This is a genomic window from Macrococcus brunensis (assembly GCF_022343725.1).
GTDB classification, from domain to species: Bacteria; Bacillota; Bacilli; order Staphylococcales; family Staphylococcaceae; genus Macrococcus; species Macrococcus brunensis.
The window spans coordinates 1,452,092-1,470,012 of the sequence record NZ_CP092179.1; the positions used below are offsets into that span (position 1 = coordinate 1,452,092).

Annotated in this window: 12 protein-coding genes and 1 pseudogene; 2 read left to right on the plus strand and 11 right to left on the minus strand. The window is 42.6% G+C overall.

Features of this window, described 5'->3' with window-relative positions; genetic code table 11:
- Positions 1 to 102 precede the first annotated feature (102 nt).
- From MGG13_RS07615 to zapA, 4 genes are read right to left on the minus strand one after another with little or no spacing between them, the layout of a single operon-like run.
- Positions 103 to 2,442: an endonuclease MutS2 gene (locus MGG13_RS07615; RefSeq protein ID WP_239034499.1), complete on the minus strand. Its 2,340-nt coding sequence runs from the start codon at positions 2,440 to 2,442 to the stop codon at positions 103 to 105.
- On the minus strand, positions 2,439 to 4,145 hold the full coding sequence (gene polX, locus MGG13_RS07620; RefSeq protein WP_133432263.1) for a DNA polymerase/3'-5' exonuclease PolX: 1,707 nt from the start codon (positions 4,143 to 4,145) through the stop codon (positions 2,439 to 2,441). Before polX ends, MGG13_RS07615 begins: the two co-directional genes overlap by 4 nt.
- A 44-nt stretch (positions 4,146 to 4,189) precedes the next feature.
- The gene (locus MGG13_RS07625) at positions 4,190 to 4,735 is read right to left on the minus strand and encodes a CvpA family protein (RefSeq protein ID WP_239034500.1); all 546 of its coding nucleotides are present in this window, start codon (positions 4,733 to 4,735) and stop codon (positions 4,190 to 4,192) included.
- The gene (zapA, locus tag MGG13_RS07630; protein ID WP_133432265.1) at positions 4,728 to 4,994 is read right to left on the minus strand and encodes a cell division protein ZapA; all 267 of its coding nucleotides are present in this window, start codon (positions 4,992 to 4,994) and stop codon (positions 4,728 to 4,730) included. The genes MGG13_RS07625 and zapA overlap by 8 nt, the downstream gene beginning before the upstream one ends.
- 90 nt (positions 4,995 to 5,084) lie before the next feature.
- Here zapA and rnhC point away from each other — a divergent pair, with 90 nt between their 5' ends.
- Together rnhC and MGG13_RS07640 are read left to right on the plus strand one after the other, a co-directional pair.
- Positions 5,085 to 5,984, plus strand: a complete 900-nt coding sequence (gene rnhC / locus MGG13_RS07635) for a ribonuclease HIII (RefSeq protein ID WP_133432266.1) — start codon at positions 5,085 to 5,087, stop codon at positions 5,982 to 5,984.
- 110 nt (positions 5,985 to 6,094) lie between these two features.
- Complete coding sequence (locus MGG13_RS07640; RefSeq protein ID WP_239034501.1) at positions 6,095 to 8,347, plus strand: ATP-binding cassette domain-containing protein; 2,253 nt, start codon at positions 6,095 to 6,097, stop codon at positions 8,345 to 8,347.
- Here MGG13_RS07640 and MGG13_RS07645 read toward each other — a convergent pair.
- The 7 genes and pseudogenes from MGG13_RS07645 to MGG13_RS07675 all read right to left on the minus strand — a co-directional run bounded on the left by MGG13_RS07645 (position 8,327) and on the right by MGG13_RS07675 (position 17,762).
- Positions 8,327 to 10,012: an IS1182 family transposase gene (locus MGG13_RS07645; protein WP_338041140.1), complete on the minus strand. Its 1,686-nt coding sequence runs from the start codon at positions 10,010 to 10,012 to the stop codon at positions 8,327 to 8,329. The genes MGG13_RS07640 and MGG13_RS07645 overlap by 21 nt on opposite strands.
- A gap of 129 nt (positions 10,013 to 10,141) precedes the next feature.
- Positions 10,142 to 10,546 (minus strand): annotated as a pseudogene (locus MGG13_RS07650) (M15 family metallopeptidase); the annotation flags it as partial.
- 12 nt (positions 10,547 to 10,558) lie between these two features.
- Positions 10,559 to 10,855, minus strand: coding sequence for a M15 family metallopeptidase domain-containing protein (locus MGG13_RS07655; RefSeq protein WP_239034502.1), 297 nt, complete (start codon positions 10,853 to 10,855; stop codon positions 10,559 to 10,561).
- Positions 10,856 to 10,921: 66 nt separating this feature from the next.
- Positions 10,922 to 11,971: a hypothetical protein gene (locus tag MGG13_RS07660; RefSeq protein WP_239034503.1), complete on the minus strand. Its 1,050-nt coding sequence runs from the start codon at positions 11,969 to 11,971 to the stop codon at positions 10,922 to 10,924.
- 291 nt (positions 11,972 to 12,262) lie between these two features.
- Positions 12,263 to 14,656: a phenylalanine--tRNA ligase subunit beta gene (pheT, locus tag MGG13_RS07665; RefSeq protein ID WP_239034504.1), complete on the minus strand. Its 2,394-nt coding sequence runs from the start codon at positions 14,654 to 14,656 to the stop codon at positions 12,263 to 12,265.
- Entirely contained in the window at positions 14,643 to 15,713 is a 1,071-nt protein-coding gene (gene pheS, locus MGG13_RS07670) for a phenylalanine--tRNA ligase subunit alpha (RefSeq protein WP_239034505.1), read from the minus strand. The genes pheT and pheS overlap by 14 nt, the downstream gene beginning before the upstream one ends.
- Before the next feature lie 534 nt (positions 15,714 to 16,247).
- Positions 16,248 to 17,762 carry a hypothetical protein gene (locus MGG13_RS07675; protein ID WP_239034506.1) on the minus strand — a complete coding sequence of 505 codons (1,515 nt, stop codon included), beginning with the start codon at positions 17,760 to 17,762 and terminating at the stop codon, positions 16,248 to 16,250.
- Between the last annotated feature and the right edge of the window lie 159 nt (positions 17,763 to 17,921).

The following is a 17,921-nucleotide window of genomic DNA, read 5'->3' on the forward strand; positions in this document are numbered from 1 at the left end:
CGCGAGAATCAGGTAGCCGACGCCGGAAAGGAGCATGACGACTGCCACCACAATCAGCACAATAGCAAGCTTATACATATCAAAATTCCACATCATATCCTCCTATTTCAGTTCGACCACTGTGACACCAAACCCACCTTCAGACGGCATACCGCCTCTGAATGATGCCACAACCTTAGAACGCTTCAGATAATCCTGAACGCCTTTTTGCAGTGCACCGGTTCCTTTACCGTGAATAATCGTGACCTGACTGTAGTTGCTGAGCAGTGCCTGGTCAAGGTAACTTTCCAGTCGCTGCAGGGCATCCTCGTAACGCTCACCGCGCAGATCCAGCTCCATCTTAATCGTCTGACGATTGGCACGAGGCACAACCCGAATCTGCTTCTCTTTTTCAGGTTTTTCTTTTTTAAAGTCTGTCAGCGGCAGCTTCATCTTGATGATGCCCATCTGAACCACTGCCTCGTCTTTATCAATGCTTAAAATGACACCTTTTTGACCGTAGGACAGCACTTTAACATGATCACCGGCCACAATTTTTTCCGCTTCCTGCTGCTTCGCCTGTTTTTTTAGCGTTGCTTCATTATAAAGGTTTTTAAATTTTCCTTTACGCTCAATCAGTTCATTCTCCTTAATCGACTGATGCTCACTGCGCAGATTCTTCAGATCCTTGATAATAGCATCTGCATCTTTTTCAGCTTTCTGAACGATATCATTCGCTTTCATCTTCGCATTTTCAACCAGCGTTTCTTTCATCTGCTGGTAAGATTCGAATTGCTCGGACAACTCTTTATGAAGGGCAGCGGATTCCTGTTTCAGACGTGCCATTTCTTCGCGGTCATTTTCTGCCTGTCTTGTGTTTTTCTCAAGTGCTGATATCATGTCATTGATTTCGATATTGTCCATATGAATCAGCTGACGTGCATTTTTAATAATAGACAAGTCGAGTCCGAGTTTTTTTGAGATTTCAAAGGCATTACTCTTCCCTGGCACACCCATCAAAAGCTTGTAAGTCGGGCTTAACGATTCCACATCGAATTCCACGCTGGCATTCATGACACGATCCCGGTTATAGCTGTAGGCTTTCAGTTCCGGATAATGCGTTGTCGCCATCGTCATGACATCCGCTTCAAGACAGCGGTCAAGGATGCTCATCGCAAGCGCTGCTCCTTCAGATGGATCGGTACCCGCACCGAGTTCATCAAAAAGTACGAGACTCTTATCATCCATCGATTTTAATATAGAAACAATATTGGTCATATGACTCGAGAACGTGGACAGTGACTGCTCAATAGACTGTTCGTCACCAATGTCACAGAAGACATCGTTAAAAATGCTGAGACGGGCGCCAATTCTTGCTGGTATCATCAGACCGGACTGATTCATCGCAATCAGAAGACCGACTGTTTTAAGTGTGACAGTTTTACCCCCGGTGTTCGGTCCCGTGATAATCACAGCATCAATGTCATCGCCGAAGATGATGGAATTTTTGACGACTGTTGCAGGGTCTAAGAGCGGATGCCATGCAGACGGCAGTTCAATCGCGCGTTCTTCTGCTGTCTCAGCGATGACCCCATTGATGGAATGGCCGTATTTCGCTTTAGCCAGCTGGAAGTCCAGTTCACCCATTACTGTTGTAATCCAGTCTATATCGTGCTGCGCTTCCGCTACAAAGGCAGACAGTTCATACAGTATGCGACTGACTTCCTCGTTCTCGCGCGCCGTAATTGTATTCAGTTGACTGCTGAGTTCTATGATACTGTTCGGTTCAATATAGAAAGTCTGTCCCGAAGCAGATGTATCGTGGACAATACCTGGAAAGTCCTGTTTATATTCACTGCGGACAGGTATTACCTGACGGTCATTACGGATGGTGACAATGGCGTCAGACAGTTTCTTCTGGTTAGCCTGTGAACGAACGATACTGTCAAGCTTCTCTTTAATCCGCCGATTAATCGTTTTTTTCTGCTGCCGGATATCATAAAGGGTTCCTGAAGCATTGTCATACAGCATCGTCTCATCACATTTTGCGTCTATTTCATCGCTGACGTGCGACAGAACAGGAAGCTGCTGGAACCGGGCACGTAGAAGCGGCAGTTTAATCTCACTGTCTTCTGTCATATTCAGCAGATAAGTCTTGTAGCGATTGGTAACACGGATATTATTCTTGATACGGTTCAGTTCAGTCACACTGAGCATGGAACCGATACTCGCTCGTTTAGTCAGATGTTTCACTTCTGTCAGTTTACTCATGCCAGGTTCACTTGCCTGCATATGAATGATCCTTGCCTCGTCCAGTTTCTCAAGCTCTGATTCAATCCAGCTGACGTCAGATTTCGGTTCAAGTTCACTGATCAAAGCCGCACTGACTTCATTCTGACTGTAAGTCGCGACTTTCTCTATAATAAGGTGGTATTCCAGTATATTTAATGCTTTCTGATTCATGTTGTTTTTCCTTTCTGCAGCCAGTCATGGAATGCTTCGCGAGTGAGCGTATTCAGTACTTGCTCACGTTTCACATGACCTTTGATGGCTGTCCCGACACCATACTTCATAAACTCCAGATGACTTGTATGGTGCGCATCTGTATTAATAGCGAGCTTGATGTCTGGATACTGCCTGATGACTTCTGCACTCAGGTCCAGACGCATCGGATTCGCGTTAATTTCAAGCACAGTGTTCGTCTGGCCGGCTACTTCAATCAGCTCTGCCATATTGACTGCATAACCTGAGCGTCTGCCAATAAGCCGTCCCGTCGGATGGGCAATCTGACGAACGTATGGATTCTGACAGGCGTTGATCAGGCGCTGCATCGTTTCTTCCTCTGACTGATTGAAAGACTGATGGATCGCTGCAATGACATAGTCAAGCTCTTTTAAAACATCGTCCGCATAATCAAGTGTACCGTCCGGCAGTATATCCATCTCAATACCGCTATAGATATCAATCTCACTGTAAGCCTGATTAAGTTCTTTGATTTTCTGATTCTGTGCCAGCAGGCGTTCAACGGATAGTCCGTTCGCTACTTTTAAACTTCTGGAGTGATCCGTGATGGCCATATAGTCGTAGCCTTTTTGTATGCAGGCTTCTATCATCTCCTCAAGCTCAAACGCACCGTCACTAGCGGTTGTATGCATATGAAGGTCGCCTCTAATGTCCGACAGCTTAAGGATTTCTGACTGCTCCACTTCAAATGCCGTCACATCATCACGCATTTCCGGCGGTATATAATTCAGCTGGTAATGCTTATAGATGGCTTCTTCTGAATCATACTGCTTGAGAGTGCCGTCTGCTAAAGTGATGCCGTATTCATTCACTTTCTCGTCACGTGCTTTAGCCAGCTGGCGCATCTTGACGTTATGTTCCTTGCTGCCCGTAAAGTGATTCAGCATCTGTACAAAGCCTTTGTCATCTGTAAAACGGAAATCGACGCCCGATTCAAGATCATCCATCTTGACCGTGACAGAAACTTTTTCCTGACCGCTGACTTCTATATGCTGAATAAAAGTGAACGCTTCAATCTCTTTTGCTGCTGCCAGCGCATCATCAGTGACGACGATATAATCAAGATCCTTACTCAGCTCTTTCATACGGCGGTGACTGCCTGCGACAGCAAACCGTTTAACATGCGCTGCTTCTTCAAGCGTCTGATTGATAAAACCTGTCAGCTTAACTGCTTCATGAATCGTTATATGCTCTTTCTTCGTCTCAAGATCCTGAATGCCCTGCAGGATGGTTTCTTCTGTTTTTTTGCCGAAACCCGTAAGACCGCTGACTGCATGACTCTCGCATGCTGCTTTTAATTCATCTATCGTTGTGATATTCAGTTCCTTGTAGAGCTTAACGATTTTTTTGGCACCGAGATTTCTGATTTTCAGCATCTGAATATGACCCGCAGGCACCGCTTCTTTCAGTTCCTCAAGCAGACTGGACTCACCAGTCGCGCGATATTCATTCAGTACTTCAGAGACTCCTTTACCGATACCGGGGAGCACGGTAAAATCCGCCAGTTCATCTATCGGCACCTGCGACTGTTCTAAAGCAGCTGCAGCTTTACGGTAGGCGGATACTTTAAAGGTGTTCTCACCTTTAAGTTCCATATATAAACCGATAGTTTCCAGTAACTTGATATAGTCTTTCTTTGTCATTTAATGACCTCCAAAATAAAAGTCATAGACCTATGCCTATGACTTTAAAAGATATGAATAAAGGCAATGTGCTGAAACCAGTCAATTGCACGGTTGCTTAATATAGGTGTATATTCAATGATTGTGCGTGCGAGTGTACTCGACTGAATTCTGTCCTGAATAGCAGGAGCAGGTATCATCGCAATAAAGAAAAATGCAATAAAAATAACAAGATAACTTTCGATAAAGCCAAGTAACGACCCTAAACTCTTATTGAGCTGCTTTAATAAAGGCAGCTGTGCAATATAGTCAAAGACAGTCGCAACCATCTGCAGTACCACTTTACTGACAATGAACAGAAAAATAAAGCTGATCATATTGTAAAAAGCATGTTCACCGTCTGCCCAGTTGATCAGTACTTTAGGTGTCTCACCGGCAGCTGGATAAGGCACGATAAGCGCCAGTTTATCCGCAAGCGGCTGGTAAAAGATTCTGGCGATGACAAGTGCGCCGATAGTGCCGAGTAAATGTAAGGACTGAAGAATAAATCCTCTTCTAAGCCCGATGATAGCCCCTAATAGTAAAAAGAACAGTAAAATAATATCAATCATGGTCGTAACCTTCTGCTTCTAGTTTATGTAATAATATTTCAAAATCTTCTTTCAGTTTGACATAGTCATCCATAATATTGACTGCTGCCAGCACTGCTTTTCTCGAAGTATCCAGCCCCGAGTTGTATTTAGATATTTCACGGATTCGCTCATCGACTAACCCTGCCACATAGCGGATGTGACCCGGTTCATCTTCACCGATAATCGTATACTGCTGATCATAGATCGAGACAGTAATTCTATTTTTAAATTCTGCCATACGATTTCACTCCACTGTGCGTCATTTAATATATATGGTACCATTTTTTATAAGGAATAGACAATAAAAATACGTTAAGAGGAATTGACAATGAGTACAGTTGTAAAAGTGATGGAGAAAAACGAAATAGACAAACTGCTTAATAAAATCAGCTATGAATCTACCAACCTGCCACCCGGTATGATTGCTCGCGCAAAAATACAGGGCCATTCCCTATCCGTCTACCGTTCTAACAAAGTGATGATTCAAGGGAAAGACGCAGAAAATCTGGCTGCAGAACTACTGGGCACAGTAGCGCCTCGTCAGACAGACGCACTTCAGTATGACCAGTTCAATTGTATCGGCTCTGATGAGGCAGGCTCAGGTGACTATTTCGGTCCGATGACAGTCGTCGCAAGCTACGTCTCAAAGAAAAATGCAGAGATACTGAAAATACTGGGCGTCATGGATTCAAAAAATCTGAAGGATCCAAAGATTGTGGAACTGGCTGAACAGATCATCCCGCTGATTCCCCATTCGCTGCTCGTTCTGACCAACCCTAAATATAATCAGCAAAAAGCGCTTGGCTGGAGCCAGGTCAAGATGAAAGCCGTCCTCCATAATCAGGCCATCCAGAACGTACTGACTAAAATAGAAGAACGGCCGGATTATATCGTAATTGACCAGTTCGCTGTCCAAGGTGTCTATGAAAATTACGCACTGATCGCTATTCCGGAACGTGACCGCACACGGTTTGAAACAAAAGGTGAATCGAAATCCATCGCGATTGCGGCAAGTTCTATCATCGCAAGATACGCCTTCATCAAATGGATGGACAGGATTGAAGAGGAAACAGGGCTCGATATCTATAAAGGCGCCGGCAGCAAAGTCGATCTGCAGGCTGCTAAAATCATCCAGCGAAAATCACTTGATTACCTCGACAATATTACAAAGAAAGACTTCAAAAACAGAACAAAAGCACTTGATCTGATAGAAAGGAAGCGTTCATAATGGAACCTATTTATGTTGGAGCGGGGCTTGGTGTCATCGCTTATTTACTATGGTATATCTCAAAAGAAATAGGGAAAAGAAAAAGATAACAACATGAAAGGATTTTTCCTATGGCTAACATTATCATTAAAGGTGCAAAACAGAATAATCTTAAAGGTATCAACGTGGAGATCCCTAAACATCAGCTGACTGTTTTTACGGGACGTTCCGGTTCCGGTAAGTCTTCACTCGTCTTCAGTACAATCGCTGCAGAGTCCGAACGACTGCTGAACGAAACGTATTCTACTTATATACAGAATCAGCTGACTCAGTATGAGAAACCGGATGTCGATGCGATCCACAACTTGCCGGTTTCCATGGTCATCAGTCAGAAGCGCCTGGGGGGCAACTCGCGTTCGACTGTCGGGACAATTTCAGATATTTATTCTGCTGTCCGCCTTTTATGGTCGCGTATCGGCGAACCTTTTGTCGCCTACTCGAACGAATTCTCTTTCAATAACCCTGCCGGAATGTGTGAGACGTGTCATGGACTCGGCTATGTGGAAGATATCGATGTCGATGAGCTACTTGACTATGATAAATCGTTGAATGAACACGCCATCAATTTTCCGACTTTTGGTCCGGATCACTGGCGCGGCAAACGCTATACAAATTCCGGACTATTCGATAATGATAAAAAACTAAAAGACTACACAGCTGATGAAATGAAGACTCTTCTCTATACAGAGCCGAAGAAGCTGAAGGACGCACCAGAAAAATGGCCGAAGACGGCTAAGTTTGAAGGTGTCATTAATCGTTTCCGTCGCAATTTCCTTATCAATGACGGCTTCGAGAAAAATCGTTGGCTGAGTGAAGTCAACCGTGTTGTCACAGAAAAGACTTGTCCTACATGTCACGGTAAACGTCTGAACAGTAAAATTCTGAGCTGTAAAATCAACAAGCTCGATATCGCTGATTTCACCAGCATGACCATTCGTGAAAATATCCAGTTTCTTGATGAATTAGACGATCCGACAGCGAACTATATCATCAAACCCCTGCGTGCACAGCTGCAGTCACTTGTTGATATCGGCCTCGGCTATTTGACATTATCACGCGAGACTCCTACTCTGTCAGGCGGGGAATCACAGCGTATCAAATTGATTCGTCACTTAAATAGTCCACTCACTGACCTTGTTTATATCATCGATGAGCCGAGTGTCGGGCTTCATCCTGAGGATATCGAGAACATTAACCGCATTATTCAGTCCATACGTGACAAAGGAAACACTGTACTCGTCGTTGAACATGACCCGGATATCATTAAAATTGCCGACCACGTCATTGATATTGGACCTGGTGCCGGCAAAAATGGCGGTAACATTACATTTCAGGGCAGTTACGCGGACCTGCTCCGCTCTGATACAGCAACCGGGCATGCATTAAAAGAAAAACATCAGCTGACAACGCCAAGAGAACCTCAAGACTTCATCAGTTTAAAAAACATCTCTAAAAATAATCTGCATGATGTTTCAGTAGATATCCCTAAAGACATGATCACGACAGTGACAGGTGTCGCGGGCTCCGGGAAAAGTACACTGATTAAGACCGGCTTCAAAAAAGTGAGCAACACGATCACCATCGACCAGAAACCGGTTCATGCATCTAACCGTTCAAACCTGCTGACCTACACAGATATCTTTGATGATGTCCGTGCTTTTTTCAGCAGTGTGACCGGTCTGAAGAAAAGTCTGTTCAGCTATAACTCGGACGGTGCCTGCCCGAACTGTAATGGTAAAGGTATTTTAAAAACTGAGCTCGCCTATATGCCGGACTTCTCTCAAGTGTGTGAAGTCTGCCACGGTACCCGCTATAAGCCTGAAGTACTTGATGCTACAGTTGACGGCTACTCCATCGCGGATGTGCTCAAACTCACGGTGGACGAAGGTATCGCCTATTTCAATCATCACGACAAAATAACAGAAACACTCAAGTCTCTGCAGTCGACAGGACTCGGCTATATGACGCTTGGCCAGTCACTTGATACATTGTCAGGCGGAGAAGTTCAGCGCGTCAAGCTCAGCAAGTATCTGATTGAACAGGTCACAGATCATATCTTTATCTTTGATGAGCCGACAACAGGACTTCACGAAGAAGATATCCATGTACTGGTCACACTTTTCAATGATCTGGTCGACCAGGGCAATACTGTCATATTGATTGAACATAATTTAACGATGATGACAGCTGCAGACTGGATTGTCGATATGGGACCGGAAGCAGGCCAGAATGGTGGCCGTCTGCTGTATAGCGGTCCGCCGGCTGGTCTTCTGGATGTCAAAGAAAGCTATACCGCTCGTCATTTAAAACGATATACCAAATAAAGAGTCTGGGACATAAATAGTTCTGGGTAGTAAAAAAAGACGAAGAAAATGTGATTTCAACATTTTTTTCGTCTTTTTATGATTTTTACAGATAATCTGACCGCCTACGGCAGCCATTTTTCTTATATTTACTGCCATTAAGGCGATACCAATTTCTTTTTTTACTTTGGCAGTTCCTCGAACTGACATTCGAGTGAACCCCAAAATAGCCTTCAGATATCCAAATACTGGTTCGACATCTATCTTGCGACGCGCATAGATGTTACCAGTTTCCTGATCTGAAAGCTTTTGTCTTGTGTATTCTTTAAAGTACTCCAGGTTATTATTCCTGAAGATTTTCTTGTTTCCGGCTGCTTGTGCTGAAATACACTGGGTCTTCAATGGACATTCCTGACACATATCGCATTGATAGACCTTTGATACTTGCTCTTTATCACCATTTTTTCTCACACTATAATCTTTAAAAGGGAGTGGATGATTCTGAGGACATATAAAGGCATCCTCCAATTCATGATACTTCCAGTTAAAAGTGTTAAATCGATCTTTTCTGTAGCCTGGAGACTGCTCTTTTACATACATATTGAAAGGAATGAGCGGGATGACCTGCAGGTCATCTATAAGTATTTCATAGTTACTTTCACTTCCATAACCAGCATCAGCCACTATGTGTTGCGGAAATTTATGATAGAGCGCTTTGTATGTATTCAGAAATGGAATCAGTGTCTTAGTATCTGTAGGGTTTGGAAAGACATCGTATGCGAGAACGAACTGGTTGTTAGTGGCAATTTGAATATTATATCCGGCTTTCAACTGACCATTCCTCATATGATCATCCTTCATACGCATAAACACGGCATCATGGTCAGTCTTAGAATAGCTGTTTCTTTCTCCTAATATCTTGAGCTGTCCCTCATATTTTTTATTTCTTTCAAAGATCGCTCTAATTTCTTTTTGCCCAGCCTTTAATGATGTTCTCTCTTTTCTGATACTTTTTCTTTCCTCTGAATCGTCGCTCTGCTCCATTTTATGTGTTAAATCTTCGATTTTCTCTGTGAGAGCTTCGTCGACATACGGGGTATCATCAATATTAAATTCTTCATCCATTTCGTTCTTTATCTCCTGAATGATTTCATTTTCATAGAGATCCTCATAGATAAGCCGGGCTCTGGTCACAGCTTTGGACTGATTATTGAGAACAGTCTTCTTCCATACGAATGAATACTTATTTGCGTTTGCTTCAATTTTTGTTCCATCTATAAAGATGGCATCCTCATCTATCAGATTGTTTTCAGTTAGCTGAGCTCTGAAATTAGTATACAAATTTTTCAGTAGGTCATCCATCACCGGATGAACTCTAAAGCGATTGATGGTTCTATAGGAAGGCTTCTGTTCCTGAGACAACCACATCATTCTAATGCTGTCATTAAGAGAGGCTTCAATCCGTCTGCCTGAGAAAACAGACTGTGTATATGAATAAAGAATAATCTTAAGCATCATCTTGGGATGGTACGAGGAAGCTCCTCGGGAGTTATAGTATTTTGAATACTGACTTTCTGGTATTGATTCAACTAGATCATGAATGATGGCACATAAATCTTTATCTCCGAACAAGATACGAGTGTCCAATGGCAGAATGAGTTGATTTGTGTTATAATTTTTATACATAAAGAGGCTCCTTTTCTGTTGTTGTGGTGACTACATTATAAAAGAGAGCTTCTTTTTTTGCACTTAAAAACGGAAATTCCATACAGGAATTTCCGTTTTTCTTTTGAGTCGAGTAGATAAATCGTAGATTTAGTTATTTATGTCCCAGACTCTTTTATATTTGCACAGTGTGCCATTCACTTTATACTGACCCGCACTCAGCTTCTTGCGACCGGCGATACCGAGATATTCTTCTAATGTGACATTTTCCTTCTTTATACGGGTCGCATGTGTCACACCGACGTAGCGGATGTGCCAAGGTTCATACATAAAACCAGTGATGGCTTCTTTACCTTTTAAATATCGGACGATGAAGCCATAACGCTGACCATTTTCACGGATAAATTTTGAAGCTGCTGTATATTCAAAAGCTGTGTTAAGCGTGCCAAAATTCGTGCCATCTCTAATATCCATCGCCAGGCCAAGCTGATGTTCACTTGTGCCGGGCTTAGCTGATATCTTTGAAGCATAACTAAAACCGTAAAGATTGATGTATTGATTATAAAGCTATTTCTGCGTCGCATAACTCCTATAACCATAAGCACCAGGCGTACCGACAACATCCAGGACAATCCCCTTTTTCAGCGCGGCTTTCTTCATTTGCTGATAGCTTTGTAACATCGTCTTGTTCGCACCAGGGTTATAGCTTCTTGCCATACCGTACTGCTTATTCGCAATCGGCAGCCCATCGATTTTATAGAACTGCTTATTGTAGCTGACATTTATTTTACAAGATGCTGCCTCTGCCTCGTGCCCTGTTGCCAGGACCGACAGACTGATCAGCCCTACTAAAATACGTTTCATCTTCATCCCCCTTTTTTTCATTATAGCAAATAAACTGAAGCAGCTTTGACTGCTTCAGTTTATATTTTATAGGTAAGTAACATTGACAACAGTCCAGTATTTACCCAGTTTCTCTGCTGTGATTTCTAAATGTCTGCCGTACTTAAGCGTCATTGTATTAACATGTCGGTCGTTTTTTCCATCCTCACTCAGTACATAGCTGTCTTTCGTAGTGGAAGTTGGTTTGCCGATTATCTTCTGAACATCAGCGAGACGTACATTTTCATCAAAGTTCATGAAAATCATCTGTTCAAGTTTCAGCTTATTGACGTCTGCTTTCAGATTTTTAGAACTGTACTCAAAACTTAATGTACTGCCTTTGCCATAATCTGCGGACACCATCAGCTCGCCATCTTTGATAACAATTTCACTAGTGGATTCGCCGATTAATTTATAGACCTGCTCTTTCGTCATTCCAGGTTTTACACCTTCTAGTTTAAAGCGGCCCGCTTTCATCGCCTGATAATCTGCTGCAGAGAGTTTTTTAATATTTTTATTGAGCAACTTACCTGGCTTTGAAATTGTCTTTTGTTCCTTAATTTCCTTTGCAATCATGATATTTTCAACCATCCATTTACCTGATAGTCGATTATAGTTGATGATGAAATGATCATATTGCTGCATCAGCTGATCATCTTTAATATCTTTCGTCTCATTATCTATTATGATAGTATCTTTCGGCTTACCCAGAAGTGATTTAAGAGATTGGTAAGAGTAACGAGAATCAGCATAACTAAAGTTTAAATAGCTGACTTTCATTTTATCAAAATTGCTGTAGCGGTCATGAGACTCTCCCCCAATATTAATAGCGTAATTATCATATGAACTATCAAAGTTAGAACCGTATATACTGCGTCCAAAGGATTCGTTTTGAGGCTTACCCAGTTTTTTGATGACATCCAGGCGTGTTGAATTGAAGTTAATACCTTTAAAAGAATAGGTACCGGCTTTGATCTGGCTGATGGTCGTCTTATTTGTTAAATCAGGTAATGCTTTCTCACTGACTGCTGCATTTGCTGATGGCTGCACCGCTAAAAGAGAAACGACGGCAATCGTGCTAACGGCTAATTTTTCCATATTTTCCCTCTCCCTTTGTTAATCGCTTACACTTCCAATTAAATACTGTTTACCATCTTTTGCATAGTCGTTTTTGACATTTTTAAGGTAACGTTAAGGTAGGATCGATTTTAGATGAAAAAAGACTGCATGCCTTAAAAGGCATGCAGTCTTCTCGTTTCCAAAACGTTACCAGCGATAAAGTCTGTTTATCGCTGGTAACTTGCTTAATCTTAAGAATTTTAGTGAGTTACTGGTGATATTCCACGTTTATCGCTGGTAACTCCCACTTCAATTATAAAAAATTCCTTTTTAACCGCGCAGTTTAGCGCCTGCTGATGTCAAGTTTTCAAGGACTTTATCGACAATCGGTTGGATATCTTCATCTTTCAATGTATCATCCGGATTCAGGAATTCCATACGGATAGCGACAGATTTCTTATCCTCTGCGATATGTTCACCTTCATAAACATCAAAGACCGCTGCCTGCTGCAGATATTTGTTATCTGTCTGCATGATGATATCGATGAGTTCTCCAGTCGCACGCGTGCGGTCCACTTCAAGTGCGATATCACGAGAGATGCCCGGGAACTTAGGAATCATATGATATTTCACAGCGCTTGTTTCTTCCAGAATGCGTTGTAAATTCAGTTCGAAGACGTAAGTGTCTTTTAAGTCATGTGCGCGTTCCACAAGCGGATGCAGCTGGCCGATGACACCGACAACTTCACCGTTTAAGAGCACGTGCGCGCTGCGTCCTGGATGCAGCTCGGCGAGTTCAGCACGTTCGTATGCGAACTGAACGCTGAGTTTCTCACTTAATGCTTCAACAATACCTTTAACCACGAAGAAATCAACGGGTTCTACTTTGCCCTGCCATTCTGTTGCACTGAACTGACCGGTAATAATACCAGCGAGCTGTTCGACTTCTACCGGCTGATTCGTACCGCGGCCATGGAAGACGTTACCGATCTCATATAATGCGACGTCTTTCATCTGACGTGCATTATTGTACTGAACGGCATCAATCAAGTGTGGCAGGAGACTTTGACGCAGCACTGCGTGATCCGCACTCATCGGCATCATCAGTTTGACTGTCTCTTCTGTCTGTTTCGTGAACTGCTGTGCTTTTTCTTCTGATACAAGGGCATAAGTAATCGCCTGATTCAGGCCCAGTCCTTCAAGAAGTGATTTTACTGCGCGGCGTTTTGACTGATAAGCAGTCAGACCGACACGCTTATTTGTATTCGTTACTGGGAGTGTCGACGGCAGTTCATCATAACCATATATACGCGCAATTTCTTCAATCAGGTCTTCTTTGATTATGATATCGCCGCGTCTGGACGGCACATGGACATTGAAGGAATCTCCGTCTACTTGTGAATCAAAGCCCAGACGTTCAAAGATATTTTTAATCTCAGTATTAGAGAGATCAAAACCAATCAAGTTATTGACTTCATCTGTTGTAATCTGCACCGTTGTTTCAAGTTCAGGCAGTTCTCCCGCAACCACAATACCTGCAAGAATGTTACCTTCAGCATGTTCCTGCAGGAGGAACGCAGCACGGTCGAGCGCCATATTCACACGTTCTGGGGCCACGCCTTTTTCAAAACGGCTGGATGCTTCAGAACGAAGTCCTGTCTGACGTGATGTTTTACGGACATTTACGGGATTGAAGAGTGCTGATTCAATGACAACGTTTGTCGTCTTGTCTGTTACTTCAGAGAAATCGCCACCCATAACACCGGCAAGTGCGATAGGTTGAGAGCCATTCGTGATCACGATGTCTTCAGAAGTCAGCACGCGTTCTTTATCATCAAGTGTCGTTATTTTTTCGCCGTCATTCGCATAGCGAACAACGATTTCTTTTGAGCCGATCTGATCCGCATCGAACATATGAAGCGGTTGACCGAGTTCCATCATGACATAATTAGAGACATCAACCACGTTATTGATCGGACGAACGCCTGCTTTAATCAAACGCATCTGCATCCATGTCGGTGATGATTTAATCACTACATTCTGAACAACACGTGCCGCGTAATAAGGAGATGCTTCTAAATCTTCAATTTTAACCGCGATAGAATCTGTCGCCTGACCTGATTCTTCAAGTTCAGCTTCAGGAAACTCGATTTCTTCTTCATATAACGCGCTGACTTCGTATGCAGAACCCAGCATGCTCATCGCATCTGCACGGTTAGGTGTCAGACCGAACTCCATGACGCCGTCCTGCAGGAATAAAGCTTCCAGTGCATCTGTTCCGGGTGTCACTTCTTCCGGGAAATTGAAGATACCTGTTTCATACTCTTCAGGCACCAGGTTCTTTGGAATGCCAAGTTCGCCTAAAGAACAGATCATGCCGTTCGACTCAACTCCGCGTAACTTCGCACGTTTGATCTTGACGCCGCCGGGCAGACGACCGCCCGGTCTGCAGACGATGACATACTGACCAGCGTCTACATTCGGTGCACCGCAGACAATCTGCAGTGTTTCGTCACCTACGTCGACTGTTGTTACATTCAGTTTATCAGCATCCGGATGCTTCTCTTTCGTCAGTACATGACCGACCACTAAGTTTTTAATGTCCTTGCTGTAATCTGTGATTTCTTCTACTTCTATACCACTGCGTGTGATTTTCTCAGCGAGTTCTTCCACCGGTACATTGACACGCACAAATTCATTCAGCCATTCTTTACTGACTAACATGTTCACTACCTCCATCTTCTACTGCTTTGAACTGTTCAAGGAACCTGAGATCATCCGTATAGAAGTGACGGATATCTTCAATACCATACTTCAGCATGGCAATACGGTCCGGCCCCATACCAAACGCGAATCCTGAATATTTAGTTGAATCGAATCCAGCCATCTCAAGGACATTCGGGTGAACCATCCCTGCACCAAGAATCTCTATCCAGCCTGTACCTTTGCAGACATTACAGCCTGTACCGCCACATTTGAAACATGAAATATCCACCTCAACAGATGGTTCTGTGAACGGGAAGAAGCTTGGGCGCAGACGAATCTCACGCTCAGCACCGAACATTTTCTTCGCGAATAATTCCAGTGTTCCTTTTAAGTCACTCATTTTGATGTTTTCATCCACAACTAAGCCTTCAATCTGTGTGAACTGATGACTATGTGTCGCATCATCTGAGTCACGTCGATAAACTTTACCTGGACAAATAATTTTAACAGGACCTTGACCTTTGCGGCTTTCCAGTGTTCTTGCTTGCACCGGTGATGTATGCGTACGCATCAGAAGTTCTTCTGTAATGTAGAAACTATCCTGCATATCGCGTGCCGGATGAGATTTCGGTAAGTTCAACGCTTCAAAGTTATAGTAATCTGTCTCAACTTCGTAGCCTTCAACGACTTCATAACCAAGACCGATAAATAAATCTTCCAGTTCCTCGACAATCTTAGTCAGCGGATGTGCGCTACCCACATTGAACTTGCGCCCCGGTAACGAGATATCAATCGTTTCATTCGCCAGTTTGTCATTGATCGCTTTCTCCTTAAGTTCAGCGTCTTTAGCAGCCATCGCTGCCTCAACCGCCTGACGTGCTTCATTGACAAGCTGACCGAACATCGGTTTTTCCTCGTTCGGCAGAGACTTCATCTCTTTCATTAACCCTGTGATAATCCCTTTTTTACCGAGATACTCTACTTTCACCTGCTGCAGTGCCTGAGCATCGCTTGCGTCATTCACTTTCGCCAGTGCTTCTTCCTGCAGTGCACTTAACTTTTCTTTAAGCTCCATCATAATCCTCCTAAAAAATAAATAAAAAAATAGCCTGACATCCAACAAGGGACGAAAGACTTCCGCGGTACCACCCAAATTTATGCCTAAGCATACACTTCATTCATGCATAACGGGCACGGGCCGGCTTAACTTCTTATTAAGCAACCAAAAAGATGAAAAGACACATACCGCTGGTGACCGTTCCACCACAATCGATCACTCTCTACTACAGCAGCCAAGCATCCCGTCCTTTTATCGGTCGGTTATTGAATTCCTATTTATTATATGAAAAAAAGAGAGGACAAGCAAGTGCGTTGAAAGTAAATAGCAGATTAGAAATAAGAAAAGTGTCGTGTAAATATGAAATACACGACATTTTCTTGAAGTTTATGCAGTTTTTATCGTGTAAATGAAGAATACTCGACAATATTTATGCACAAAACCCCTCACTACTTCCACAGGTGAGGGGGCAACTTTTGATAAGTTCAATACTTAATAGAGTAGTTATTAACCATCATTTTGAAAAGCACAAATTGTAATTATTCATTTTTGTTATCTATATTCATCCAGACGGACCACTCGTGCAACATTTGTATTCTTCTTCCGCTTCTTCGACTTTTTCATAACCTGTCCTTTTCGTGGTGTACGAGCCTTCTGACGTTGTTGACTTTGTAGAGATGACTGAGGTATCTGATTACCAGCTGTCGCCCAGAAACGCGCTTCTTTCATCAATTCAACTATTTCAGGACCTATATCTGTCATCAGTTCTTCCTCAAACAGACCTTCATCAATTAAACCTGCGATAAAATTAAGCACATCTTCAATACTTAGACAGACACGAATACCTTTACGGATTTCCCGGTCCAGCGTTTCTATCTCAAATTGATGTGCGTGACGTGCATGCTTCTTCAGAACTTTGCGCAGATGAGTTTTATTGATATAGCCTTTTTCTAAAAACGGCTCAAGTTCCTTTAGTGTCGGCTCGTAGTATGGAGGTCGTTCCAGTTCATTTACATCGACTGCTTCCCAGTTACTGTGTTTAATACCTTTACTGCTGAAAATCACTTCATCATGAGAGAACAACGATTTGATATCTCGTTTGACCCGAGCGAGCGTAATGTTTTCATCCAGCAGCTTCTGTGCCATCTTATGGAGATGCTCATAGTCGACAGCACCATAAAAGTGCAGCAGACGCCGATAGAATAACTTTTTCGTTACTACCGGATGCAGTTCATTTTTCTTCAGATAGGCTCTGAAATGTGCCCTTACATCTTTAGTTGAAACAAATAATTCAGAATCACTTAAATAATAGAAGAAAATCATCGGGTCAAGCTCAGGACGATCCATTGTATGCATCCGGTCAAGACGCACCATCATCTCAACAATTTCAATGGTGTCAAGCGGCATATGCTCGACCATCTTTTCAAGCATAGTGAAATCCTCAAAAAAGCGATTGCAGATTAACATAGCGAGCTGCGACTTATTCTTAGAAGAGAAACCTTTAATCTTGTAAAAACGGCAGATATCCTTTAGGACATCATTTGGATAGTCAACAAGGCAGTCATAAAGTGTATCCTTCTTAAAAGCACGAATCTGTTTATCCAGCTCTTTCTTAATCCAGTCCTCTTCTCTTCTTTCCAGTGCCTCTCGAAATTGACGTCTGATTTCATCCATCTCGTCCTCTAATGAATCATCTTTAATCAATGGGAAAGCATCATTCAATTCAATTTTTATATATAAATTAATCAGTTCAAGCGGCACCTGCACTTCAACGCCATCCGGACTGTAAGGTAAATAGCCAAAACGAGTCAGAACCGGAAACGCAAAAGCAGTATCATCAGAAGTATGACAATAAGAGACCTGGCCTTCAGCAAAATAACGCAGCATGTTATGCTCATTATCTGTCAATTGCTTAGATATTTCTTTAAAATCTTTAGGGTTAAACAAACGAGACTTTAAGCTATGAATCATATCTGCTTTATTTGCACTCGTCTTGATTCCAAAATACATGCAAAGCTCGATTAATTTTTTGTTGGAGAAAGCATTTAGATTTTCTAAAATTGGCATAAAATCATCCTTTGTTATGTTACTTTAATAGCTATTTTAAGCTTTTTTTAAAAATTTATACAATCATAATCATTAGTAATGAAATGATGTTCGGCAACTTTATATTATGAGAAGTTAAGTAACTCTAGTCCCAGAGATATAGAAAATGAACTGGATTTT